The following is a 21,704-nucleotide window of genomic DNA, read 5'->3' on the forward strand; positions in this document are numbered from 1 at the left end:
GTCAGCTCCGCAGCATTTTGCTCCGCTCGTGCAGCGCGTTCATGCGGGCGTCCAGAACGGCCGCGGTCTCCGCGGCGTCCTGCAGTTCGTCGGCAACTGCGGGCGGAACCGCGCCACCGCTCTTGTAGCCCAGTTCGTGCTCCACGGCTGCCCAGAAGTCCATCGCGATGGTGCGGATCTGGATTTCGGCGAAGACGTGCTCGGTGCGTTCGGACAGGTGCACGGGCACTTTGGTGATCAGGTGCAGACTGCGGTACCCGTTGGGCTTGGGATTGGCGATGTAGTCCTTGGTCTGGACGATTTCGGTCTCGTGCCGGTGGAACAAGTCCCGGATGAGGTACACGTCCGACAGGAAGGGGCAGACCACTCGGATGCCGGCGATGTCCGTCAGGTTCTTCCGCGCCGACTCCGAGGTGACCGGCAGGCCGCGTCTGCGCAGTTTGGCCGCGATCGCTTCCGGCCGCTTCACCCGCGATGTGATGTGCTCGATCGGGTCGTGCTCGTGGGTGTGGTCGAATTCCTCGCTCCAGATCCGGAGCCTGGTCATCACTTCGTCGATCGCGAATTTGTGCAAGATGAGCAGGTCGGCTGTCTGCCGGACGAAATCGACGGTGCGGTCCGAGCCCTGGGCATCGAGGGCGTGTTCTGATCCCTGGGCAATGGGGCCACCGGCGGTTTCCGCGGTGCCGTGTTGCGGGGACGACCACCTCGGCTCGACGCGGCGCGGTGATCTCCCTACCGACATGTCAACCTCCTGCTGGTTGTGCTGTGGCCAGCGCGGCCAGCCGCACTTCCCCAGAATAGCGAAGAACGGCGGGCCTCCTTCGCGGCGCGGCACTGCTCGACGGAGCGGTCGAACCCGCGTCCGATGCGGCCTGCACGAGCCGTCCGCACCCGGGTTGCGAGCCGTTCCTCGGAAGTCGACCGCAGCGGGAAGGTGCCTGGTGCGCGAAGCGCGCTGATCAGGTGTTGTCCGAGCGGGAAATCGTTCTCGCAGTGCTGCGGTTTCCTGCTCCCCGGTGTGCCGTTGAGCGGGTCGCCGCGATGGCTCCCGGAGAGCGCTTTCAACGTCGGAGGTCCCGTATTGCTCCGAATCGCGGCGAACGGGCATTCCTTGCTGCGATGAGCGGAATTCCGGTTAAGCCCTCACCCAGGGGTCTAGTCCTCCTAGGACTGATGAGGTGGTAGCCCGCCGATGTCGGCGATGTGGTTCCGGGAGGAATGCGCTGCCGTCCGAATTCTTTCCGCTGAGGACGGAAGCTTTGTTCGCATTCGACTCCAGCGGGAATCGGGTGCGCTGTGCTGGTGATCGTTCGGACGATCCGCGTTCCGGCAGATTCGGCGCTGGCCGGTTCTGGGATTCTCCCGTCGAAGACGGGGAGGAATGCTCGAGTGAGCAGCTGGTCGGCGAATTTCAATTCTTGGCCAGGTGCTGCGGTGCGCGGTGGACCGCGGGCGGAACGATGCGCAAATCGGCATGGGGGAGAATGGCCGGTATGCGGATCTCGACCAAGGTTGATTACGCGATACGGGCACTCATCGAGATAGCCAGGCTGGAGCCCGGGCAGGTCGCCAAGGCGGAAGACATCGCCAAGGCGCAGAGCATCCCGCGTAACTTCCTTCTCGCCGTGCTCGCCGATCTGCGCCGAGCGGGAATGCTGTCGAGCCGTCGTGGGCAAACCGGAGGCTGGTACCTCGCCCGCTCTGCCGATGAGATATCGATAGCGGATGTCATCCGCGCCACCGATGGTCCGCTGGTGAGCGTCCACGGCGTCCGTCCGGAGGACGTCACCTACGACGCTTCGGTCGCGGTGCTGCAACGGGTGTGGATCGCGGTCCGCAGCAGCTTGCGGGAAGTGCTCGAAGGAGTCACTCTCGCGCACTTGGTCGCAGATTCGCTTCCTGAAGAGGTGGCTGAGCGCACGGAGAACGCGGACGTCTGGGAGAGCCGCTGGGTCTGGAAGAGCCGCTGACCAGCTATTTCTTACTCCCTGAGAGCCGGTGTTCGAGGACTGGTTGATTCTGTACTGTCCTTATCAACTTTGTGACTAATCGGGGTCTCCAGAACATCGGACGAGCTTGCGGGGAGAGCAATGAGCAAGTTGCTCATGGTGGCGCTGGCCGGCTTCGCCGCCCAGTTGATCGACGGTTCCCTGGGCATGGCTTTCGGGGTCACGGCCAGCACCGGACTGCTCGCGGTCGGTACAGCACCGGCCATCGCTTCCGCCTCGGTGCACCTTGCGGAACTGGGCACGTCGTTGTCCTCGGGAATCTCGCACTGGCGGCTGCGCAACGTCGACTGGTCGGTGGTCGGCTGGTTGGCGATCCCGGGGTGCATCGGTGGCTTCCTGGGTGCCACCGTGCTGTCGTCGATCTCCACCGAAGCGGCCGCGCCTTGGATGTCCGGCATTCTGATCGCGCTGGGGATCTACGTCCTGCTGCGCTTCTCCTTCTGGCGCCAGCCGGTCCGGCAGCGGTCGTTCACCCCTGCTGGGCGTCGGTGGCTGGTCCCCTTGGGCACGGTGGCCGGATTCGTGGACGCCACCGGTGGGGGAGGTTGGGGACCGATCTCCACCTCCACCCTGTTGACCAGCGGGAAGCTGTCCCCCAGGCGCACCGTTGGCTCGGTGGACACCAGTGAGTTCCTGGTCTCGCTGGGCTCCAGCGCCGGTTTCCTCGTCGCGCTGGGCAGCACCGCGCTCTCCCCGGTCGTCGTGGGCGGTCTGCTGATCGGTGGGGTGTTGGCCGCTCCGCTGGCCGCCTGGCTGGTGCGGCTGCTCCCGGCCCGCATGATCGGTGTTGGTGCTGGCGGGTTGATCGTGCTGACCAACCTGCGGACCGTGCTGAACACTCTGGAAGCTCCGGCCGTGGTGAGCATCACCGGTTACACGGTTGTCGCCATCGGGTGGGCCGTGGCCATCGGCTGGGCGGTCCGGGCCACCCTGCTCGAACGCCGTCAGTCGGGCGCGGTCGACGCGGAGGCGGCCAAAGAAGCTTCCGCTGTCTGAGCGCTCGAATGCGGAGGACGCGCTGACCGCTCCCCGCTGGCGATGAAGTCCTCCGCTCGACCGATCGCTCCGCCGGTCCCCGGAAATCATTTCCGGGGACCGGCTTTTCGTTCTTGGCTGTCTGTCGGGTCGCCGGGAGCAGCGTGCAGGGCTGAGCGGCTCAGCGGATTTCCGAAGCGGTGGTGGGGCCTGGTCGTGGTCCGTGCGGGGGAGGATCGCCAGCGATGCAGCCAGCCGGCTCGTCGCTGCGGTGCTCGAACGGGGAAGACTCGTAGCTGGGGGGACGTGAGCGGTCAGAACAGCAGTTCGGGCGGGTCGGGAACTCGGGCCCGTTGGGGTGAGCACCGGGGGTAGTGCGCGAGCGGCAGCGGGTGGCTGATCCGGTGGGTGCTGGGGAGAGTGATGGTGCTTCGCGTTTTCCGGGCGGAAGCACCGGTGGGGGTTCTGCGATCTCGCAATTCTGGCCGGTGGCGAAGCGCGAACCGCGCGGAATTGGTGGCGGAATATTCCTCTGCGGTTTTCTGAGGTGCTGTTCGTGGCGGAAAAATTGTCGACCGCGGGGTCTTGTGCTGCGTTGTGCGTGCTGGCTGAGCAAGGAGTGGCCGGGTTCGTGCTGATCAACTACCGGATTCGTGGACCCCGAGGAAGGTGTGTTCGCGGCGTGCGGCACAATGGTTACCGACAAGTTGCTGTTGTGCGTCAACCATATTCATCAATCCCGGGGTGAGGATTGTGCCTGACAAGGCCGAGTCCGACAACGAGACGTACTCGTCGCCAGTTGAAGGTAGAAGAGCATGTCCCGTGCCGCGGGAATTGATCTTCCGGAGCGGGCCGTGGTCACCACGACCGGCCAAGCGCCGATTGGTGTCCACCGGCGTCGTCTCCGCTGATGTTGTCGAGGTGGGTGCTGGTCAGTTCGACTGACCGGAAGGCGCCCTGGAACCGAACGGGGAGCAGTTGCGAGTCGGGGCGGCAGTTCGCTTCCCCACCGCCGCGACGATCGCCGGTTTCCGGAAGACCAATCAGCCCGCTCGGGATGATCGGCAATTGCTGGGCCGTCTTCGACGACCGGATCGAGCGGGGGTGAACTGCGCGGTCGATGCCCAGCGCGGCTGCAGTGCCACCACGCTCGGTGCTCAACGTTGGAATGCCCGGCGAGGCGTTCCCGCCAGCCCCGCCGGGACACGACCAGCGGCGCTCCTCGGCACCGCTCGGAGCTGTTACCCCTCGTCGTCCGGTTTGGCGTGGTCCGGCACGCCAGGGTTGGGATCGCGGGAAAGATCGATGAGCGGGTGCACTCCCGCGCCCTCGGGAGCAGCGTGATCAGGCACTCCTGGAGTCGGGTCGCGGGAGAGGTCGATGAGCTCGCGTTCGGGCTTGTCGGTCACTTCGGTTCCTTCCAGCGTGGAGAAACTCTGCGCTTGTTCATGATCGAAGGAGCGAGTCTCGACGCGCAGCGACTTCCCGGAGATGTGGTCCGGGTTATGCCTGGTTGCCGTATCCGGGACGCCGGTTGAGCGCGGTACCACTTGCTCGCTTCCCCGCAAAGCGGCCGCGTTCGGTGGGGCGGGGAACGAGGAGAACGCCGGTCGAATGGCGTAACCCGGGCCGCCGAAATCGCATTCGCCGGCGCAACTCTTGGAAAAGCGCTGCTCCGGCCGGAAGTGCTCGCTGGCATCCCGAATTGCTCTGCTCCATTCGGTAGATTTTTTGACCTTGGTTTTCAAATCTCTCCTGGGCGAGCTGGCACCACGCAATACTCACTCGCATGAGTGCGTTATCCGCTGAACAGATCGCTCAGCACGCCTACAACGCAGGATTTCGGGGCAAGGACCTGGAGACGGCGGTCGCTGTGGCGCTGGCCGAGTCGAGCGGCGATCCCACGAAGCACAACTCGACTCGGCCGGACGACTCGTACGGGCTGTGGCAGATCAACATGATCGACGATCTGGGGCCGGCTCGCCGCAAGCAGTTCGGGCTGGACTCCGACGAAGAGCTCAAGGACCCGGCCACCAATGCGGAAGCGGCGTACCAGGTCTACAAGGAAAGAGGTGGGACTTTCGAACCGTGGACCACCTACACCAGCGGGAAGTACAAAGAGTTCCTGGACGAAGCTGAAAAAGCGGCGAAGAAGGTGGACCGCGGGTCGGGCGGCGGGCCGAAACAGCCGAACACCCCCAGCGGAGGAGGCGGCGGACGCCGCGACGGGTTCTCCGTGTCTCCCGAACGTCTCATCGCCTACGCGAAGAAGACGGAGCAGATCTCGGAGACCTTGCAGAACACCGGGAAGAAGACCGTGCACTCGGTCACCGGAATCGCTGAGGACAGCTTCGGCAAGATCGGCAAGGAGACCGGTTTCGCGGACGCGTTGGCCGACTTCAGCCGGAGCTTGCAGAAGCAGGTGACGGCCGTGGGGCGCAATGCCGGAAACCTGGGGGCGGAGGCGAAACGGGCGGCAAAGGAGTACCAGGACTCCGACGCGCTGGCGGCGGAAGAACTGAAGAAACTGCTGGGATGACGGCCGGGAGAGCACGACGTGGACATTGACGGCATCGTTTCTCGGTTCGCCGGCGAGTTGCACACGCACCAGGGCAAGCTGGAAGGGAAAGCAGCTGAGTCGTTGAAGGCCCAGACCGCGTTGGAACAGGCCGCTGCCAGCATTCGCGAGCAGCAGGACGAACACCAGCAGGAAGTGGACCGGCTGCTGGGCGGCTGGGATAGCAAGGCGACCGACGGTCTGGTGCAGAAAGCGAAGAAGTACGACAAGCAGCTCGCCGTCACCGCGGAGGCGAGCGAAGAAGCGGCGAAGATCGTGGAACAGGTGACCCAGGCGCTGGCTGCCCGGCACAGCAATGTGGGTGGTCTTGTCGAGGATTTCATCAACAAGGCGGCCCAATTCATCAAAGCCGGCCTCGCCGTCGTGGGCATCACCGCCCCGTCCGGGCTGATGAACGCGCTGGCCGGGGTTGCCGACCTCGCCGGCTCGTACTTGAAGGAATCCGGCGGGCAGCTCAAGGACGCCCGTGCGGAAATGGAAGAAGCGGCGCGGAAGCTGCGCGCGCTGCAGAAGGAAATCGACAGCGACGGCATAGCAGATCCGAGCGGGGAAGACCGGACATCGCAAGGAGGGGGATCGAAGTCCCCTGGAGGGAATGATTCCGGCAAGGACGAGAACAAGGGCAAGGGCAAGGGATCCGGAAAAGTCGAGGAGATCCTGGAGAACGCCCGCAAGCACTTGGGATTCAAGGAAGGGCCCAACAACCAGAACAAGTGGGGACCCACCGGGCAGCCGTGGTGCGCCTACTTCGCCACCTCCATGTGGCGGGAAGCCGGTGTCGACATCCCCAAGTACGGGTTCACCGGTGACGTCTACGAGTGGGGTGAGCGCAACGGAACGGCGTACGACCAGGACGACATCCGCAAGCAGGTCCGTCCCGGTGACGTGCTGCTGTTCGGCAGCGGTCCCGGCCACGGGCAGAGCACGCACATCGGAATCGTCGAGAAGGTCGAAGGGGACACGGTCACCTTGATAGAGGGAAACTCAAGCGGCAAGGTGCAGGAACTCAGCTATGACCTTTCCAAGGACATCGGCGAGTTCTACGGAGGGGTGCATCCCAAGTGATCACCGGGAAGGCCAAGCGGGACGGCATCGTCGTCGAGGTGGCGCCGGGGGGAACGCTGCGCTCACTGCAGCTCTCTCCGGAGGCGTTGCAGCTCGGAGCTTCGAGGCTGGCGAAGACGATCCGAGTGCTGGTGCGCGTTGCCGCCAGGAAAGCGAACGAGGAAGCCAGGCGATCTCTCGAGCAGCAGTTCAACGGTCTCACCGAAGAGGAGTTCACCGTGCTGGGCGTCGGAAGCGAGCCGGCATCCAGCAGCGGAGGGAGTGGGCGGTAGATGTACGAGGACGATCGGACGGTGGACGAACTGATCGAGCTCGCCGAGGAAGCGGAGAGCTTCGGCCTCGCCAAGGGGATGGAGGAGATTCGCGGGGTCGCCCGGGGGAAGGGGGTCGCGCTCGCCGTCGACCTGCACGGGATGCTGACCGGTCTGCAGCTGACCGAGGAAGCGCTCTCCCTCGGGCCGGAGCAACTGGCCGCTGAGATCATGCGGCTCAGCGGCGAAGCGTGCACGGCTTCCCTGCAGAACGGGCTCCGAGCGATCGAAGCGGGCTGCGGCGGGGACGTTGCGGCAGCCGTCGCCGAGTTCATGCCCTCGGCGAAATCCGACTGATCTTCCGAACCGGGGGAGGTTGACGAACACCCTTCTCGTGCAGCGGATCGGTCGGCGCGGTCCGGAATCAACCGGTCCACTGCTCGAAGTTCTGTCCGATGTGGGCGCATGTGCGGGTGTCCACCGGTTCTGCCGGGAGCGCTGTTGTGCTGCGCCCACCTGGCGGGGAGAGGACCGAAAAAACGCTGCGCCGGTCGTCTCCTCCGGCTACGGTGGCTCCCGTTGCCGCTGCTGGGTGGGAGCTGCCATGGTGCTGCCGGATTCCGTGCGTCCACTTCCTGCTGATGATCTGTCCTGGTTCGCCGACCTGGTCGGTGATGCCCGTGTTGTGGCGATCGGGGAGAACAACCACCACATCCGGGAGTTCTCCCTGCTCCGCGCGCAGTTGCTGCGCTTCTTGGTGACCGAGCTCGATTTTCGAGTGGTGGCTTTCGAATCCGGCTTCGCCGAGGGACAGCTCGTCGACGACTGGATCAGGGGAGGCCCGGGAGACGTCACCGCGGTGGCCAGGGACGGGTTCACCTTCCGCTTCGGTGAAGCACCCGAAGTCGTGGATATGCTCGTCTGGTTGCGCGAGCACAACGCTTCCGGTGGCCGGGTGCGGTTCGCCGGATTGGACGTGCCCGGCTCGGGCGGTTCCGGGGAACCTGCGCTTCGCCGTGTCCGGGAACATCTCGCTGCGCGCGCTCCCGAACAGCTGCCGCTGGTCGACGCCGCGCTCGAGGCGATCCAACCGTATGCCGCGGCGAACAACGGTCTCGCCGCGAACCGGTACGCGGAACTGGCGGAAGCGGATCGCAACGCTGCCACCGCCGCGCTGAGCAGGCTGTTGCTGCGGCTGGATGCATTGCCCGCCGGTTCTGACCGAGGCGCTCATCGGATCGCCCGCCATCACGCGCTCGGTGCGCTGCGCGTCGACGAGCAGCTCCGCGAGTTCAACGCGCTCGCGGAACCGGACAGGCCCGAGCTGGTGGTGTCCTCGCGGGACGTGTACCAGGCCGAGACGGTGCGGCTGCTGCGCGAGTTGCTCGGGCCCGAGGAGCGCGTGGTGCTGATGCTGCACAACGGCCATGCGCAGCGCGTGCCGATCCAGCTGCTGCCCGGGGTGCGGGCGCGTTCGGCGGGGTGCTACCTCGCTGCAGAGCTCGGGAGCGATTACGTCGCCCTCGGGGTCACCGCGTGCACCGGTGTGACCACTGCAGCACGGCTGGACGAACAGGCCCATTGGGGGCTCGAGGTGTTGCGCGAACCGCTCGGTCCGCCTTCGGCGGGGAGCGTGGAGCGGATCGTCGCGGACCACGTTCCTGGTGCACCTGCTCTGCTGGACCTGCGGTCGGCGCGGCCAGGAGCTGAGCCGGTGACCATTCGGCACGCCACCACCGAAGTCCCGGTGGATCTGCCGGCTGCTTTCGACGCGGTCGTCTGCTTGCCGGAGATGAATCCGAGTTCTGTCGCGCGCCGGACGAATGGTTGAGGCCACCTGCCAGCGGGGGCCTCGCTCGCGGCGCTGCCCGGCCGGGGCCGCAGTTCGAGCGGTCCCGGCCGGTGCTGGAACGAGGTGCACCGGGTACTCCCGGTGCATGAGCGATGAGCGAGGAGCTGCCAGAAGCGGCGGTGGGCTGCACACGCGCGGGGCTCGAGTGCTGGGGCGGGACCGGTTCCGCGTGCGCACCGGGCAGGTGTTCCGGCGGGGGGCCGTGCACGGTTTGGTGGCGGGAGCAGCCGGGGTTCTGGTGATGACTGCGGCGGAGAAGCTCGAACAAGCGGTCACCGGGCGGCCGAATTCGCACGTCCCGGGGCGGACTTTGGGGCGGGTGCCCGGGGCGGTGCGGTATCGGCCCGGTGCGAATCTGCTGATGCACCTGGGGCAGGGGGTGCTGCTGGGCGCGTTGCGCGGGGTCATGGCGGATTCCGGTCTTCGCGGGCCGTGGGCGTCGTCGATGTTCGCGGTCGTGCGCTTGACGAACGACCAGACGTTGGAGAACGCCACCGGTGTTGGTGCGCCGCCGTGGACGTGGCCGCGGGGTGAGCTCCTCGTCGACTTGGTGCACAAGACCGTCTACGCCTTCGTCACCGGGTTCGTGGCCGATCGGCTCGCCGCGAGGGAGGGGCCTGGACCTGGTGGGCGCCATGCTCGGTTGCGCGGTGACCGAAGGCCGCACGTCGGTCCGGTGTAGCCGGCTGGTGCGCGGCGCCTGTTCGGGCATCCCCGTCGGTTGAGCAGCGGGTGCCGTTCGCGTTGATCGGCTGGTCGATCGGTGCGCTGGAACATTCGTCGCCGCTCCTACTATTGCAACAATTATATTTATAATTTCAGTACAGAATGAAATTATTGGTCATTGGGCACAACTCGCCGTCAAGACCTCAAGAACGAACGCGCTTCGGAGAAGGCCAGGGCGACTCCCGTGTCCGACGGGTGCGTGATCGCTGCGTCCAGCGCGCATTCCAGCCGCTCCGCTGTCTGCTGCTCGCCGGACTTCGCGGTCAGGCGTCGGTGGCACCCGGGGTGTAACGCGGATCCAGAGCTGCGCGGGCCGGGGGCCAGCTGATGCGGCCGGAGTCCCATCCCTCGGCCAGTGGTGCCCACCAGAAGAAGGTGACCTTGCGTTCGGCGAACAACCACTCGTCGTTCTGGCGCACCATCGAATCGGAATAGCGACCGGCGGCGATGTGCGCTTCGCCTTCGACCACGCACGGTTGGTACAGCCACGTCTCCCCGTGGGCCGCGTCGCCGTCGATCGTCACGGTCTCGTTGGTGCTGAAGTGCCACCACGCGGAGAGGTGGCCGTTCTGCAGGTTGGCGAAGAACGTGCGCAGCTCGGCGCGGCCGGTTGCGGTGGAAAGCCCGACGAAGCGCCCGTCCTCTGTGAACAGCTCGGCGAGCAGGTCCCAGCGACCGTCGTCGAGGTACTGGCAGTACTTCGCGCGCAGCTGCCCGATCTCGTGGATGTCTTCGAGCCGCTTGACCCTGGCTTCCAAGTCGCTCATGCCACGACCTCCTCGTTCTCGGGATCTTCGGACGTTTCGTGCAGATCTCGGCGGAACGATTCGCGGATCGTGAACACCGAGACGAAGGTGAGCACCGACATCGCGAGGATGTGGAGCGACACCGACCACGCGGCCCCGGTGGCGGCGAGCAGGGCGGTCATGATGAATGGCGCCATTCCACCAGCGAAGATCGAGGCGAGCTGGAAGCCGAGCGATGCGCCGGTGTAGCGCACGTCGGCGGGGAACATCTCCGCGTACAGGGCTGCTTGCGGCCCGTACATCACGGCGTGGATCGTGAACCCCAGGAGCAAGGAGAGCAGCACGATCGGTGCTGAACCGGTGTTGACGAGCCAGAACATGGGGAACGCGAAAACTCCCATGAGGACGGTTCCGGTGAGGAACAGCTTTCGACGTCCCCAACGGTCGCTGAGGGCTCCGAACAGTGGAATCGTGATGAGCTGGCTGCCGCCAGCGGTCAGCACGCACACCAGGATGGCGGATCTGGACATGTCCGCGTGCGTGGTGCCGTAGTCGAGCATGCCGCTGATCAGGATGTAGAAGGTCCCGTTGACGACGAAGAAGGCTCCGGCCGCCTGGAGGATTTCCCGCCAGTGCGTGCGGATCGCGTAGCGCAGTGGTGCTTTGTGGACGCCGGATGCTCGGCGGGTGGCCAGGGAGCGTTCCCGCATGCGCTGGAAGACCGGCGTGTCCTCGATCTTGAGTTGCACGTACACCCCGATCGCCACGAGAGCGAGTCCGAGCAGGAACGGGATTCGCCAGCCCCAGCTGGTGAACTGCTCTTCGGGCAGCAGTGCGGTGAGCGCGAGGAAGACTCCGTTGCCCGCGACCGCGCCGAAGATCGAGCCGGTCTGGATCAGGCTTCCGTAGAAGCCGCGCTTGTGCACCGGCGAGTGCTCGACGAGGAGCAAGGCGGCGCCGCCCCACTGGGCGCCGACACCGAGCCCCTGCAGGAGTCGGATGATCACGAGCAGCGCCGGTGCCCAGGCGCCGATTTGCGCGTACGTGGGCAGGACGCCGATCGCGAAAGTGGCTGCTCCCATGACGACCATGGCTGCGACCAGCGGTGGTTTGCGGCCGAACCGGTCGCCGACGTGCCCAGCGATGACCCCGCCGAGCGGGCGTGCGAAGAATCCGGCGGCGAAGGTGGCGAACGAAGCGAGCGTGCCCGCCACTGCGCTGAATTCGGGGAAGAACAACTCGCCGAACACCAGTGCTGCGGCGGTGGAGTAGATGAGGAAGTCGAACCACTCCAGGCTGGTGGCCAGCACTGCGGCCGAGGCCAGGCGTCCCATTCTCGGCTGAGCGGTGTGATCGGTGCGCATGGCGCCACCTCCGGCCGTCGCTCGTACGAACGATCGTTCAGAACGTAATCTCGCGGGTGGGCGTTGGCAAGGGGCTGGATTCGTCTGTTCCGGTGAGCATCGGCCCCGCCCGGTGGCGGTCGGGCGGGGCCAGCAGCGCGCTGCGCTCGCGAGGTCGGTCGTGCGCGGGAGAGCTAGTCGTCGAGGGGGGCTTCGAGGAGGGCCAAGGCGTACCGGGCGTGCTGCTCGGCCAGGGCTTCTTTGGAGAGGCGCCCTCGTTTGCTGTACCAGGTGGAGATCGCCGAGCACATCGACACGATGTTGCGCGCAGCGCCATCGGGGTGGGGCGTGGCGAATTCGCCCTTGGCGACGCCGTCGGCGACGATCTCGCCGAATATGGCCTGCGTGCTGTCCCGGGCGCGGACGACCTGCTCGCGGTGCTCGCCGTGGAGGTAGCGGATCTCGCTGATGGCGACGAGCGCTGCCGTTTGGTGGTCCACGACGAAGCCCACGTAGGCCTTGACGGCTTCCCGCATGCGCTCGGTGGGACTGCTGCCGGCGTTGCGGACCGCCGTGCTCGTGCGGTTCAGCAGCTCGTCGTTGGCGCGCTGCAGCAACTCGGCGAGCAGGTGCGACTTCGAGGGGAAGTAGTTGTAGAGGTTGGACAGGCTGGTTCCTGCGCCGCGGGCGATGTCCCGCATCGAGGCGCCGTTGAAGCCTTTCTCCCCAAACGCGGCCAAGGCTGCGTTGAGGATCGCCGCCTTGTTGCCTCGGCTCGAGTCGCTGATCAGAGCAGCCACGGGAGAACGACCGTTCATGCCGTGGAGGCTACACGCCCTTGACTGGGCGTGAAACGGATGGTTGCCTAGCTGACGTAAGAACGTTCGTTCACCTCGTGCCGATGTCACCTGGGAGAACCTATGACTCACCGACCAGAGCGGCCGGGTACTGCGGTGTCCAGCTACTTGACCGAGGAGCGACTGGAGATCCAGAAGCTCGCCAGGGAATTCGCCATGAACGAGGTGCTCCCGCTGGCCAACGAGCTCGACCCGAAGCAGGGCGTGATCCCGGACAGCCTGCGGCAGCAGATGGCTGACATGGGCTTCTTCGGCATCCTCATCCCCGAGGAACTGGGGGGTCTCGGTCTCGGGGTGTTCGAGTACTGCCTGGTGGCGGAAGAGCTCGCCCGGGCGTGGCTGAGCGTGTCCGGCCTGCTGGCCAGGGGCAACGGCATGGGGGGAGGGTTCACCGAAGAACAGCGGAGGCGGCTGCTCCCGAAGGTGGCGCGCGGCGAGTACCTCGGCGCATACGCGCTCTCCGAGCCGGACGCTGGTTCTGACGTGGCCAACCTTTCCTGCCGCGCGCACCGGGACGGCGACGAATGGGTGGTCCACGGCACCAAGATGTGGTGCACGTACGCGGACCAGGCCGATTACCTGGTTCTCTTCGCCCGCACGGACCCGGACAAGGACCCGGCGAAGCCGCACCGGGGGATCAGCGCGTTCCTGGTGGAGAAGGAACGCGGTTCCTTCCCCGAAGGGGTCACCGGAACGAAGGTCCGAAAGATCGGTTACCACGGCTGGCACACCTGGGAACTGTCGTTCGACGGGCTGCGGCTTCCCGCTGACGCCCTGCTCGGTGAGGAGGGGAAGGGGTTCTACCTGGCGGTGAGCGGCCTGGAGGTCGGACGCGTGCACACCGCGGCGCGGGCCATCGGACTGGCCCGAGCGGCCCTGGAGGACTCGATCACCTACGTGCATCAGCGTGAGCAGTTTGGCCGCCTGATCGGGGATTTCCAAGCCATCCGGTTCAAGATCGCTCACATGGCGGCGGAGATCGAAGCTGCGCGCCAGCTGATGTACCACGCGGCCACCGAGATCGACAGCGGGCGCCGCTGCTCGATGGAAGCCGCCATGGCCAAGTACGTCGCCAGCGAAATGGCCGAGCGGGTCACCAGTGAAGCGGTGCAGATCCACGGGGGTGCCGGCTACACCACGGACTTCGCGGTGGAGCGGCACTGGAGGGACGCCCGGCTTACCCGGATCTTCGAAGGAACTTCCGAGATCCAGCTCCGAGTCATCTCCGACGAACTGCTGGGGAAGGTGTCATGACGGCCAAGTTCTTCGAGGACTTCGCCGTGGGCCAGCGGTTCCGCAGCAGTCCGCGCGCGGTCACCGAACAAGACCTCAAAGCGTTCACCGGGATCTCCGGTGAGCGGCCCGGTGCGCTCACCTGCTCCGGTGGTGCGGGGGAAACCGGCTCCAGGGGGCCGGTGCTGCAGGACCCGTTCGGGATCGCGGTGTTCTACGGGCTGTTGCACGACCTGCACAGCGGTGAGTCGGTGGTGGAGCTGCTGGACACCAATTGGCGCTACCTCGTCCCGATCCAGGTCGGTGACGTGCTGCGCTCCGAAATGACGGTCACGCGGTGCCGCCGCACCGCGGAAGGGGACCGGGGAGTGGTCAACCGCCACGTCATCCTGGTCAACCAACGTGACGAGCGCGTGCAGGAAGGCACTGCGGCAGTGCTCGTCCGGGCCCGCAACAGCGATCCGGATTCGGACTCCGTTTGCCGGGCGTTCGGAACCACCGGTTGGGCGAAGGCGCTCGCGGAACTGCTCGAGCAGGACGAGCGGTTCACCTCGGCCATCTCGAGCTGGGACGGAACCATCGGGTTGCGGTGCGGAGACGACGAAGTGCACCTGCGCTTGTACCGGGGCCGGGTGATCGAGGTGACGCGGCGGGCGCCGCACGGCGCGACGTTCACCCTCGACGCGGACGAACTCGTGTGGACCGAGCTGATCACCGGTGCTCGCAACGACTTCATGCAGCGCGTGATGCGCGGGCAGTTCAAGGTGACGGGCAGCGGCTACGAGTACTTGAGGTTGACCAAAGTGCTGCACGTGGTCGTCGACAACGCGCGGAAGCTGGCGGCAGAAGGACCGGACCGATGATCGAAGCGCGGTACCTGGAGATCGGCGGTTCGCTGTGCTACGTGGAGATCGCTGGAAGCGGTCCCGCGGTGCTGTGCATCCACACCGCTGGCCAAAGCGGCGTCCAATGGCGGTACACCATTCGCGACTTGGCCGAGCGCGGCTACCAGGTGGTGGTGCCGGATCTGCCCGGGCACGGCCGTTCCGAGCCGCCCGTGGGCGGCCCGATCGAAGACCTCGGTGTCTACGCGGAATGGCTGCGCGCTCTCATCGACGCGCTCGGCCTGGATCGGCCGTACGTGGTGGGGTGCTCGATCGGCGGAAAGATAGCCCTGGACTTGGCGGTCCGGTGCGGCAGTTCGCTCTCCGGAGTCGTGGCGATGGCCGCGGAAGCGGGCAACGGGTCGGTGAACATGTCCTCGCTGCGGCGTGAGCTGGAAGACGTGGCAGCTCCCAGTCGCACCGACCGGACCTACCTCGGAACGCTCGCCGTCGTGGGCAGTTCGCTGACCGCGGAGCGGGCCGAGCTGATCGCGCAGATGCACCGGCGCGAAGACCCCATTGTGTCCACTTCGGACTTGGTTGGGTGGGGGAAGCACGACGTGCGGGCCGAACTGCCGTCGATCACCTGTCCGGTGCACCTCGTTGCCGGCGAGGACGACCTGTGGGTCGATCCGGAGGAGGTGCGTTCGGCGGCTTCCCAAATCCCCGGAGCGCGGTGCACGCTGCTCTCCGGGATCGGGCATTACCCGATGGAGGAAATTCCCGAGTTCGCCGCGGTGCTGCACGGTTGGCTCGGCGAGATGGCGGAGCAACAACCGGTCGGCAGCGGCGGGAGGAGGCGGGCGTGAACCTGCTGTCGATGCTCGACGACCTGGTGCGACGGGATCCGGAGGCGACGATCGCGATCGATTCCCACGCCGACCACCCGGTCGTGGTCACCCGGGGGCGATTCCAGCAGCGAGTGCTGGCGCTGCGGGCAGAACTGGTCGCGCACGGGATCGGCCGCGGTGATTGCGTCGCCGTGTGGCTGCCGAACTGGTCCGACGCCCTGGTTTGGCAGTTCGCCGTCGCCTCGCTGGGTGCGCACGTGATCGGTTTGAACACGCGCTACAACGTCGACGAAGTCGCCCACGTGCTGCAGCGGGCCGAACCAGCGGTGCTGGCCATCGCCCACCGGTTCCACGGGCTGGACCTCCTCGACAGACTGCGGCGAGCGGTGCGGCTCGCGGAAGCAGCCCCGCCGTCGGTGGCCGTGGTCGCGGGACCGCACGGGACGGTGGACGACCCGGAGCACTACGACATCGGTTCCGGCGCGTGGGTGCCGACGTTCGAGTCAGCAGCTCCGGAAGCGCCTCCAGCAGCGGGTGACGAGCTGGCCGTCGCGTTCACCACTTCCGGCTCGACCGGCAAACCGAAGCTCGCCGCGCACAAGGAATCGGCGGTCGTCTCGCACGCGTGCGCCGACGCCAGGGGAATCGGCATCCACGACGGTGACGTCGTGCTGTGCGCGCTGCCTCTCTCCGGCGTGTTCGGGTTCAGCACGGCGATGGCGGCGATTGCCGGCGGTGCGGCATGCCTGCTGGAACCGGTGTTCGACGAGGACGGTGTCGTCGCCGACATGGCGCGTTGGGGCGTCACGCACGTCGTCGCAGGTGACGACATGCTCGTCCGCATCGCCGCTGCTTGGCGGCGCGAGCCGCGCGATCTCCCGCGGTGGCGCTGGCTGGGCACAGCCGACTTCTTGGGCCGTTCGCAGGAGGTCGCGGAGTGGGTGCGGGACGCGTTCGGCACGGTCACCTCGGGGGTGTACGGCTCGTCGGAGGTGTTCGCCCTGGCGTGCTTCTGGCCGGACGACGAACCGGCTCCCCGCCGCTGGTCCGGCGGCGGGCGTCCGGTGTCCGACGAGATCCAGGCGCGCATCGTCGATCCGGTGTCCGGTGAGGTCATGACCGCCGGTGAACAGGGCGAGCTGCAGCTGCGCGGTCCCAACGTGGTCGATGCCTACCTCGGTGATCCGGAGGCGGCTGCTCGTTCGTTCACCGCTGACGGCTGGTTCAGGACGGGGGATCTCGCCGTGCTCGCCGAGGACGGGGCGATCGAGTACATCTGCCGACTCGGGGATGTGCTGCGCTTGCGCGGTTTCCTGGTCGATCCGGCGGAGATCGAGCAACGGCTCACCGCCCACCCCGCGGTGCTCACCGCGAAGGTGGTCGGCATCCGGGAGTCCAGCGGGGAGACGCTCGCGATCGGCTTCGTCGTCCCCGAACCCGGGCACGCGGTGACCGAGCAGGAATTGCGCACGTGGTGCGCTCAGGGACTGGCCCGGTTCAAAGTTCCCGCTGCGATCCACCTCATCGACGAGATGCCGACGACGTCGGGGACCAACGGCACGAAGATCCGCGCCGCGACCTTGCGCGAATGGGCACAGCAACGACACATGGAGGCAGCACGATGACCATCGACGCGGTGATCGTCAACCCGGTGCGCACGCCGGTCGGCAAGTACGGCGGCGTGTTCCGCCAGATCCCGGCAGCTGATCTGGCCACCACAGCGGTTCGTGCCGTCCTGGACCGCACGGGGGTTCCGCCGGAGCAGATCGATGACGTCTTGTTCGGGCAGTGCTACCCCAACGGCGAAGCACCCGCGGTCGGTCGGGTCGCCGCGCTCGATGCCGGACTTCCCGTGGAGGTACCCGGTCTGCAGGTCGACCGACGCTGCGGATCCGGCCTGCAAGCGGTCATCGATGCCGCGATGCGGGTGCAGACCGGGGTCGCCGACATCGTCATCGCCGGTGGTGTGGAGAGCATGAGCCGGGTCGAGTTCTACTCCGACCAGATGCGCTGGGGCGTGCGCGGCGGTGGGGTCGAACTGCACGACCGGCTCGCCAGGGCCCGGGTCACTGCCGGCGGCAAGCACCATCCGGTTCCCGGCGGCATGCTCGAAACGGCCGAGAACCTCCGCCGGGAGTACGCGATCTCGCGGGAAGAGCAGGACGAGCTCGCGCTGCGTTCGCACCAGCGCGCTGTTGCGGCGATGGAAGAGGGGCGTTTCGCCGAGGAGATCGTGCCGGTCCCGGTGCCGGGGCGGCGCGGTCAGCCCGACACGCTGGTGGACCGCGACGAGCACCCCCGACCCGACGCATCAGCGGAGGCGCTCGCAGCGCTCCGCCCGGTGCTGGCCGAGCAGGATCCCGAAGCCACGGTCACCGCGGGCAACGCCAGCGGGCAGAACGACGGCGCTGCCGCCTGCCTGGTGATGAGCCGCGAGAAGGCGGAGGAGCTTGGGCTCGAGCCGATGGCGCGACTGGTGTCGTGGGCGGTGGCCGGGGTGCCGCCGAAGACGATGGGCATCGGACCGGTTCCGGCCACCGCCAAAGCGCTCTCCCGTGCTGGCTTGGCGCTGGCCGATGTGGACCTGATCGAGCTCAACGAGGCGTTCGCCGCCCAGGTGCTGGCTTGCACCCGCGAGTGGAAGTTCGGCACCAGCGACTTCGACCGGCTCAACGTCAACGGCTCGGGCATCTCCCTGGGGCATCCGGTGGGGGCGACCGGGGTGCGGATCCTCACCACGCTGCTGCACGAGATGCGCCGCCGAGGCAGTCGATACGGCCTGGAGACGATGTGCATCGGAGGCGGGCAGGGACTCGCCGCGGTCTTCGAGGGGCTCGCATGAACGTCAAACCGCTGTCCGGGGTGCGGATCGTCGAGTGCGCGAGTTTCGTGGCCGGACCGTCGGCCTGCCTGACGCTCAGCCAGCTCGGTGCGGACGTGATCAAGGTGGATCCCATCGGAGGTCCGGCCGACTACCACCGCTGGCCGCTGGCGCCCAGCGGGCGCAGCCTCTACTGGACCGCGCTGAACAAGGGCAAGCGCTCGCTGGCGGTGGACCTGCGCTCGGAGCGGGGCAGGGAACTCGTGACCGCGCTGATCACCGCGCCCGGGCCCGATTCCGGGGTGTTCGTCGACAACAGCCCGGGGCGGCGGTGGCTGTCCCACGAGAAACTGGCCGAGCGGCGCGCTGACCTGATCCACCTGAAGGTGCAGGGGCATCCCGACGGGCGGCCCGCCGTGGACTACACGGTCAACGCCGAGGTCGGCATCCCCACCATCACCGGTGACGTGAGCAGTTCCGCCCCGGTCAACCACGTGCTGCCCGCGTGGGACCTGATCACCGGGATGACCGCGGCGACCGGTGTGCTGGCCGCGCTGCACGAGCGGAACGCCACCGGGCGGGGAGCCTACATCGAGCTCGCCCTCGCGGATGTGGCCAAGGCCGCGGTAGCCAACCTCGGTTGGCTGGCCGAAGCCGAATTCCGGGGTGCTGACAGGCCCCGCCACGGAAACCACCTGTACGGCAGTTTCGGGGTGGACTTCGAAACCGGCGACGGCGGGCGAGTCATGGTGGTGGCGCTGACCGCGGGGCAGTGGAACGCGCTGCACGAAGCCACCGGCACGACGGAGGTGTTCGCGGCGCTGGAGAAGTCGTTGGGGATGGATTTCGAGCTGGAAGCCGACCGCTACCGGATGCGCGAGACCATCGCCTCGATCCTGCGCCCCTGGTTCGCCCAGCGCAGCCTCGCCGAGGTGGCCGAGCAGCTCGACGCGCGCCGGGTGCTATGGAGCCGATATCGCGGCATGGCGGAGCTGGTTTCCGAATACCGCGCGTCGGCGTCCGAGTCCGTGCTCGCCTCGGTCGATCAGCCGGAGATCGGGCCCGCGGTCGCCGCCAGGTCCCCGCTGCGGTGGGCGGGGCAGTACGACAGCGCGGCACCGGCGCCCCAGCTGGGCGAGCACACCGAGGAGGTGCTCGCCGAAGTGCTCGGCTTGGGCCAAGCCGAGATCAGCGCGCTGCGCGACAGCGGTGTGGTCGCGGGGGTGGACTGATGCCCAGGCGGGTGTGCCTGTCCGTGCCCGCGGCCGATCCGCGCAGAACTGCGAAGGCCGGTGCTCTCGGAGCCGATGAGGTCGTGTTCGACCTCGAGGATTCGGTCCCTCCGGAGGAGAAGGCCCGAGGTCGGGAATTCGTGCGTTCCCTGGCTTGGGAGCGCACTGGTGCGAACGCGGCGGTCCGCGTCAACGCAGTGGGAACGCCGTGGTGCCACGAGGACATCATCGCTTGTGCGGAGAACCCGCTTCTGCACTCGATCGTTCTCCCCAAAGCGGAAAGCGCGCACGATCTGGCCTTCGTGGAGCGCTTGCTCGCCGGAGCCGAAGCCGCATCGGGTCGGCCGGAATCGCTGCGCGTGCAAGCTCTGATCGAAACGGCCAAGGGGCTTTCCCGCGTGGAGGAGATCGCTGCGGCGAGTCCGCGTCTGGACGCGCTCGTCCTCGGTTACGCCGATCTCGCCGCATCGCTGGGCAGAGCGCAGAGCGCGTCGTGGGAATCCGTCTGCGACCGGGTGGTCACAGCGGCACGGACGCACGACCTCGAAGCCATCGACGGCCCCCATCTCGGGATCGCCGACGACGAGGACTTCCGAGCGCACCTCCGCACCGCTCGCGCGGTCGGTTTCGACGGCACGTGGGTCATCCATCCCTGCCAGGTTCCGGCCGCGCGCGAGGCGTTCACCCCTTCCGAGGCCGAACTCAGCCATGCCCGCAGGGTCTTGGACTCCTTGGCCGAGGCGTCCGCGCGCGGGGTGGGGGCGGTGGTGCTCGACGGCCAGATGCTCGACGAGGCGCTCGCGGTCAACGCGCGCCGCGTGCTGAAGAGGGCAGGACTATGAGCGAATACGTGGTCGGTGGACCGTATTTCGAGGACCTCGAGGTCGGAGACGTCTTCACCGAGGCCCCCGCGGTCACCCTCACCCCTGGGCTGGCTGCTGCGCATCAGAGCATTGTCGGAAACCGGCTGAAGCTCGCGCTCGACGAACAGCTGTCCCGCCGGGTTCTCGGTGGCAACGCGGTGATGGCGCACCCGTCCTTGGTCTGGGACATCTCCATTGGACAGTCCACTGCGGTTACACAACGCGTGGTGGCCAACTTGTTCTACCGAGGTTTCGCATTCCACCGAGCACCCCAGCTGGGTGACACCCTGTCCACCAGGACCGAGGTGGTGGCGTTGCGCCAGAACCGGTCCCGGCCCACCGGACTGGCAGCGCTGCGGGTCACGACCACCGATCAGCAAGACCGCTTGGTGCTGGATTTCTGGCGCTGCGCCATGCTTCCCCTGCGCGACCCGGGCGTCGACACGGGGAAGCGAGAAGATCTCGACGCCGTCGGCAGACCGCCTCAGAGCGAGGTGGTGGCCGGGCTGGTGGACGGCTTCGATCTCACCGCCTTCCCGGCTGGGGGCCAACAGGTGTTGCCGGGAGATGTCTGGCACGTCGAGAGCGGTGACGTGGTCTCCTCGGCGCCGGAGCTCGCCAGGCTGACGTTGAACGTGGCCGCCGTCCACCACGACGAGTTCGCAGGCGGCAGCGGACGCCTGGTGTACGGGGGGCACACCATCGGCATCGCGATGTCGCAAGTCAACCGCGCGTTGCCGAACCTGGTGGCGGTCGCCGGGTGGCATGGTTGCGACCACCTCGGCCCGGTGCGGGAAGGGGACACCCTCTACAGCCGCATCTCGGCGGAGGAGGTCGAACAGTTGCCGGGTGGAGGGGTGCTGGTGCACCTGGGAGTTCGGGTGCGCGCCCGATCCGCGAGCGATCCTGCCGAGCGGGAGGTGCTCGACTGGCGCCCGATCGTCGTGCTGGCGAGCGGCGGGTCCTGATGGGAGGACGCGGTGGGGCGCGCAGGGCGTTGGTCGGCTTGAGGTCAGTCGTTCCTCCCGGCGGGACGGCGGGAAGAGCGCCACCAGTGCGGCCCGCCACGTGTGCGCGGGCTGGTCACGCCGAGTGGTTGCCCAACTCGGTGCTGATGCGTTTGGCTGCTTCCAGCAACTCCGGCAGCACTTCCTCGCGCATCTTCTCCGGGGTGGTTCGTCCAGTCGATGTGGACGATGCGACCGCGGCGACGACCTGACCGTGGTGGTCGCGCACTGGCGCGGAGAGCGAGATGAGTCCTTCTTCGCGTTCGTTGACCACCATGGACCATCCTTGTTCGCGCACAACGGCGAGGATTTCGCGGAATTCCTCCGGATCGGTGATGGTGTAGGGGGTGAGGCGGGGCAATCCGTACTCGTTGATCACCTGCTCGACGCGTTCCGCTGGTTCCCAAGCCAGCAGCACTCGCCCCAGTGAGGTGGCGTGCGCCGCCACGCGGGTGCCCGGGGACACGG

The 21,704-nt window shown here is 67.2% G+C and carries 23 protein-coding genes; 17 read left to right on the top strand and 6 right to left on the bottom strand.

Annotation, left to right across the window (positions count from 1 at the left end; translation table 11 throughout):
• Position 1: 1 nt before the first annotated feature.
• Positions 2 to 745 (bottom strand): GTP pyrophosphokinase, encoded by a 744-nt coding sequence (locus SREC43747_RS19830; protein ID WP_037331874.1) that lies wholly within the window; start codon positions 743 to 745, stop codon positions 2 to 4.
• A 751-nt stretch (positions 746 to 1,496) separates the two neighbouring features.
• On the opposite strand from SREC43747_RS19830, the gene SREC43747_RS0112320 reads away from it, so the two are divergent.
• The 3 genes from SREC43747_RS0112320 (at position 1,497) to SREC43747_RS21070 (ending at position 3,932) form a co-directional block, all read left to right on the top strand.
• On the top strand, positions 1,497 to 1,973 hold the full coding sequence (locus SREC43747_RS0112320) for an RrF2 family transcriptional regulator (protein WP_029721560.1): 477 nt from the start codon (positions 1,497 to 1,499) through the stop codon (positions 1,971 to 1,973).
• A 120-nt stretch (positions 1,974 to 2,093) separates the two neighbouring features.
• Positions 2,094 to 3,008, top strand: coding sequence for a sulfite exporter TauE/SafE family protein (locus tag SREC43747_RS0112325; protein ID WP_029721561.1), 915 nt, complete (start codon positions 2,094 to 2,096; stop codon positions 3,006 to 3,008).
• 732 nt (positions 3,009 to 3,740) lie between these two features.
• The gene (locus SREC43747_RS21070) at positions 3,741 to 3,932 is read left to right on the top strand and encodes a hypothetical protein (RefSeq protein WP_152528407.1); all 192 of its coding nucleotides are present in this window, start codon (positions 3,741 to 3,743) and stop codon (positions 3,930 to 3,932) included.
• Between the two features lie 296 nt (positions 3,933 to 4,228).
• Here the strand turns inward: SREC43747_RS21070 and SREC43747_RS21545 are convergent, their stop codons facing one another.
• The gene (locus SREC43747_RS21545; protein ID WP_152528408.1) at positions 4,229 to 4,735 is read right to left on the bottom strand and encodes a hypothetical protein; all 507 of its coding nucleotides are present in this window, start codon (positions 4,733 to 4,735) and stop codon (positions 4,229 to 4,231) included.
• A 41-nt stretch (positions 4,736 to 4,776) separates the two neighbouring features.
• On the opposite strand from SREC43747_RS21545, the gene SREC43747_RS0112340 reads away from it, so the two are divergent.
• From SREC43747_RS0112340 to SREC43747_RS0112365, 6 genes are all read left to right on the top strand, one after another.
• The gene (locus SREC43747_RS0112340) at positions 4,777 to 5,526 is read left to right on the top strand and encodes a transglycosylase SLT domain-containing protein (RefSeq protein WP_029721564.1); all 750 of its coding nucleotides are present in this window, start codon (positions 4,777 to 4,779) and stop codon (positions 5,524 to 5,526) included.
• 18 nt (positions 5,527 to 5,544) lie between these two features.
• Positions 5,545 to 6,630, top strand: a complete 1,086-nt coding sequence (locus SREC43747_RS0112345) for a CHAP domain-containing protein (RefSeq protein ID WP_029721565.1) — start codon at positions 5,545 to 5,547, stop codon at positions 6,628 to 6,630.
• Positions 6,627 to 6,902 (top strand): hypothetical protein, encoded by a 276-nt coding sequence (locus SREC43747_RS0112350; RefSeq protein ID WP_029721566.1) that lies wholly within the window; start codon positions 6,627 to 6,629, stop codon positions 6,900 to 6,902. Before SREC43747_RS0112345 ends, SREC43747_RS0112350 begins: the two co-directional genes overlap by 4 nt.
• Entirely contained in the window at positions 6,903 to 7,238 is a 336-nt protein-coding gene (locus tag SREC43747_RS0112355) for a hypothetical protein (protein WP_051387981.1), read from the top strand.
• A 247-nt stretch (positions 7,239 to 7,485) separates the two neighbouring features.
• Complete coding sequence (locus SREC43747_RS0112360) at positions 7,486 to 8,712, top strand: erythromycin esterase family protein (protein ID WP_152528409.1); 1,227 nt, start codon at positions 7,486 to 7,488, stop codon at positions 8,710 to 8,712.
• A 262-nt stretch (positions 8,713 to 8,974) separates the two neighbouring features.
• On the top strand, positions 8,975 to 9,415 hold the full coding sequence (locus tag SREC43747_RS0112365; protein ID WP_236623156.1) for a hypothetical protein: 441 nt from the start codon (positions 8,975 to 8,977) through the stop codon (positions 9,413 to 9,415).
• Positions 9,416 to 9,722: 307 nt separating this feature from the next.
• Here SREC43747_RS0112365 and SREC43747_RS0112370 read toward each other — a convergent pair whose 3' ends face one another.
• The 3 genes from SREC43747_RS0112370 to SREC43747_RS0112380 form a co-directional block, all read right to left on the bottom strand.
• Positions 9,723 to 10,226 (bottom strand): nuclear transport factor 2 family protein, encoded by a 504-nt coding sequence (locus tag SREC43747_RS0112370; protein ID WP_029721570.1) that lies wholly within the window; start codon positions 10,224 to 10,226, stop codon positions 9,723 to 9,725.
• Positions 10,223 to 11,569, bottom strand: coding sequence for an MFS transporter (locus SREC43747_RS0112375; RefSeq protein ID WP_029721571.1), 1,347 nt, complete (start codon positions 11,567 to 11,569; stop codon positions 10,223 to 10,225). The genes SREC43747_RS0112370 and SREC43747_RS0112375 overlap by 4 nt, the downstream gene beginning before the upstream one ends.
• A gap of 173 nt (positions 11,570 to 11,742) precedes the next feature.
• A complete protein-coding gene (locus SREC43747_RS0112380; RefSeq protein WP_037331876.1) occupies positions 11,743 to 12,366 on the bottom strand; it encodes a TetR/AcrR family transcriptional regulator in 624 nt (207 codons plus the stop codon).
• A gap of 102 nt (positions 12,367 to 12,468) precedes the next feature.
• Between SREC43747_RS0112380 and SREC43747_RS0112385 the strand changes: the two genes are divergently transcribed.
• The 8 genes from SREC43747_RS0112385 to SREC43747_RS0112420 are packed head-to-tail and all read left to right on the top strand — an operon-like array spanning position 12,469 to position 21,197.
• Positions 12,469 to 13,659, top strand: a complete 1,191-nt coding sequence (locus SREC43747_RS0112385) for an acyl-CoA dehydrogenase family protein (RefSeq protein ID WP_029721574.1) — start codon at positions 12,469 to 12,471, stop codon at positions 13,657 to 13,659.
• Positions 13,656 to 14,501 carry a hypothetical protein gene (locus SREC43747_RS20280; RefSeq protein ID WP_051387983.1) on the top strand — a complete coding sequence of 282 codons (846 nt, stop codon included), beginning with the start codon at positions 13,656 to 13,658 and terminating at the stop codon, positions 14,499 to 14,501. The genes SREC43747_RS0112385 and SREC43747_RS20280 overlap by 4 nt, the downstream gene beginning before the upstream one ends.
• Positions 14,498 to 15,331, top strand: a complete 834-nt coding sequence (locus tag SREC43747_RS0112395) for an alpha/beta fold hydrolase (RefSeq protein ID WP_051387984.1) — start codon at positions 14,498 to 14,500, stop codon at positions 15,329 to 15,331. The genes SREC43747_RS20280 and SREC43747_RS0112395 overlap by 4 nt, the downstream gene beginning before the upstream one ends.
• Entirely contained in the window at positions 15,328 to 16,938 is a 1,611-nt protein-coding gene (locus tag SREC43747_RS0112400; RefSeq protein WP_029721577.1) for an AMP-binding protein, read from the top strand. The genes SREC43747_RS0112395 and SREC43747_RS0112400 overlap by 4 nt, the downstream gene beginning before the upstream one ends.
• A complete protein-coding gene (locus tag SREC43747_RS0112405; RefSeq protein ID WP_029721578.1) occupies positions 16,935 to 18,155 on the top strand; it encodes an acetyl-CoA C-acetyltransferase in 1,221 nt (406 codons plus the stop codon). Before SREC43747_RS0112400 ends, SREC43747_RS0112405 begins: the two co-directional genes overlap by 4 nt.
• Entirely contained in the window at positions 18,152 to 19,366 is a 1,215-nt protein-coding gene (locus SREC43747_RS0112410; RefSeq protein WP_029721579.1) for a CoA transferase, read from the top strand. Before SREC43747_RS0112405 ends, SREC43747_RS0112410 begins: the two co-directional genes overlap by 4 nt.
• Entirely contained in the window at positions 19,366 to 20,208 is an 843-nt protein-coding gene (locus SREC43747_RS0112415) for an HpcH/HpaI aldolase/citrate lyase family protein (RefSeq protein ID WP_029721580.1), read from the top strand. The genes SREC43747_RS0112410 and SREC43747_RS0112415 overlap by 1 nt, the downstream gene beginning before the upstream one ends.
• Positions 20,205 to 21,197 (top strand): MaoC family dehydratase, encoded by a 993-nt coding sequence (locus SREC43747_RS0112420; RefSeq protein ID WP_029721581.1) that lies wholly within the window; start codon positions 20,205 to 20,207, stop codon positions 21,195 to 21,197. Before SREC43747_RS0112415 ends, SREC43747_RS0112420 begins: the two co-directional genes overlap by 4 nt.
• A gap of 115 nt (positions 21,198 to 21,312) precedes the next feature.
• Here the strand turns inward: SREC43747_RS0112420 and SREC43747_RS0112425 are convergent.
• Positions 21,313 to 21,704, bottom strand: a 392-nt coding sequence (locus SREC43747_RS0112425; RefSeq protein ID WP_037331878.1) for an IclR family transcriptional regulator domain-containing protein, incomplete at its 5' end; no start/stop codon positions are given.

Source organism: Saccharopolyspora rectivirgula DSM 43747 (genome assembly GCF_000497205.1).
Classification (GTDB): domain Bacteria; phylum Actinomycetota; class Actinomycetes; order Mycobacteriales; family Pseudonocardiaceae; genus Saccharopolyspora; species Saccharopolyspora rectivirgula.